General features: G+C 69.8%; 3 protein-coding genes. All 3 read right to left on the reverse strand.

Features of this window, described 5'->3' with window-relative positions:
* Positions 1-506: alcohol dehydrogenase catalytic domain-containing protein (locus RTM68_RS17915; RefSeq protein WP_312173590.1), on the reverse strand; the 506-nt coding region annotated here is incomplete at its 3' end.
* Between the two features lies 1 nt (position 507).
* The gene (locus tag RTM68_RS17920) at positions 508-738 is read right to left on the reverse strand and encodes a helix-turn-helix transcriptional regulator (RefSeq protein WP_312173593.1); all 231 of its coding nucleotides are present in this window, start codon (positions 736-738) and stop codon (positions 508-510) included.
* Complete coding sequence (locus RTM68_RS17925; RefSeq protein WP_312173595.1) at positions 738-1,172, reverse strand: hypothetical protein; 435 nt, start codon at positions 1,170-1,172, stop codon at positions 738-740. The genes RTM68_RS17920 and RTM68_RS17925 overlap by 1 nt, the downstream gene beginning before the upstream one ends.
* Between the last annotated feature and the right edge of the window lie 550 nt (positions 1,173-1,722).

Genomic DNA, 1,722 nt, shown 5'->3' on the forward strand with positions numbered 1-1,722 from the left:
GCAGCCCGTCCGTCGTCGCCTGCTCCGATTCCCACCCCGGCGAGGTCGAGCGCCTGCCAGGCCGTGCCGCCGGCGACCGGAAGGCACGCCGCTGCCTCGGCGCTCACACCGGGCGGGATGGGCACGAGGCGGGATGCCGGCACCGCCACGTACTCGGCGAGTCCGCCGCCGCCGACGAGCTCGCCCACGACCGTCTCACCGACCTCGGCTCCGATGACGGCCGGGCCGGTGGCGACCACCTCACCGGCGACCTCCATCCCGCGCACGGGATGCTTCGGCTTCGTGAGGCCGAACACCGGGCGCACCAGCAGAGGGTCTCCGAGCATGAGCCGCACGTCGCCGGCATTCAGCGCGGTGGCCTGCACACGCAGCAGCGCCTCTCCGCGTCGCGGAACCGGCACGGGGATCTGCTCGAGGCGGACTCCGTCTGCCGGACCGTAGGTCTCGCGGCGCCAGGCGGGCATGGTGCCGGTCGGTGTCGTGCCGACGGGGTTCGTGTCGCTCATCTCAGGCATCCTTCACGGTCGGTTCGGGGTACTGGAAGAGATCGTCGAGCCCGACCCCGAAGGCGCGGGCGATCTGGAAGGCGAGTTCGAGCGTCGGCGAGTACTTCTCCTGCTCGATCGCGATGAGGGTCTGCCTGGTCACGCCGATGCTGCGTGCGAGCTCGGCCTGCGTGAGTCCCGCGGCCTCGCGATGCACGCGGATGCGGTTGGAGACGAGGGTGGGCTTGACCATCAGACGAGACCTCGCCGGTAGGCGACGACCCGCGCGACGCTGCCGACCATCGCCGCGACGGCGAACCCGGCGAACATGGTGTTCGCGATCCAGAAGACGTCGGCGCCGACGGCGCACAGGGCGATCACCCCGAGCCCGGCGATGACGACGAAGGCCTGTTCGACACGGCTGCCCATGCGGCTGATGTCGCGGTCGCGGACGTCGGACTTCCCGACACCGTCGGGATCCTTCGCACCGGCGATGATCCCCCACACGATGCTGATCACGATCGTGGCCACGATGCCGAGGCCGATCGTCCACAGCATCGGCGGGAGCCGGCCGACCTCGGTCACCGGTCGGCCGGACGCCTGCTGCAGCACTGACACGACGTATCCGCCGATCACGAGGACGCCGACGATGAGACCCGCCCAGGCGTTGCGCTCTTCGTAGACCATGATGCCTCCTGTGTCAAAGATTCTTGACATGAGGCTACGCCCGGGCATCCGCCGTGTCAAGAATCTTTGACACACCTTCCCGGTTCGCGCGGCGGCAGTGCGCCTTGCGCCCCCCATCCCCCCTCTCGCCCCCATCCACCCCAGCCAGGGCCAAGAAGGCCCCTCCACCGCAGACGCGGCCAGAAACGCACCCGAATCGGCCCTTTCCGGTGCGAAACTGACCCCGCAAATCGGCGCGGGTGCGAAATCGACCCCGCCAGCCCTGACGGAAGCGCTCCCCACCCCAGCCAGGGCCAAGAAGGCCCCTCCGCCGCAGGCGCGGCCAGAAACGCACCGACAACCGCCCTTTCCGGTGCGAAATCGACCCCGCCAACCGGCGCCGGTGCGAAATCGACCCCGGATGCCGCCCGTTCCGGCAGGCTCAGATGACTGCGGCACTCCAGTCGTCGGGGTTGCCGTACCGGTGCGCGGTGATCGCGATTGCCTGCTCGTGCACGAACGGCAGCAGCTCGATGCGACCGGCGGAGGTGACCTCTCCGTCGTAGATCGC

Origin of the sequence: Microbacterium sp. (assembly GCF_031988965.1) — a bacterium.
GTDB lineage: Bacteria > Actinomycetota > Actinomycetes > Actinomycetales > Microbacteriaceae > Microbacterium.

What these genes read in the sequence shown, in the direction of transcription:
- RTM68_RS17925 (WP_312173595.1), bottom strand. Translation starts at nt 1,172, where the DNA reads ATGGTCTACGAAGAGCGCAACGCCTGGGCGGGTCTCATCGTCGGCGTC.
- RTM68_RS17920 (WP_312173593.1), bottom strand. Translation starts at nt 738, where the DNA reads ATGGTCAAGCCCACCCTCGTCTCCAACCGCATCCGCGTGCATCGCGAG.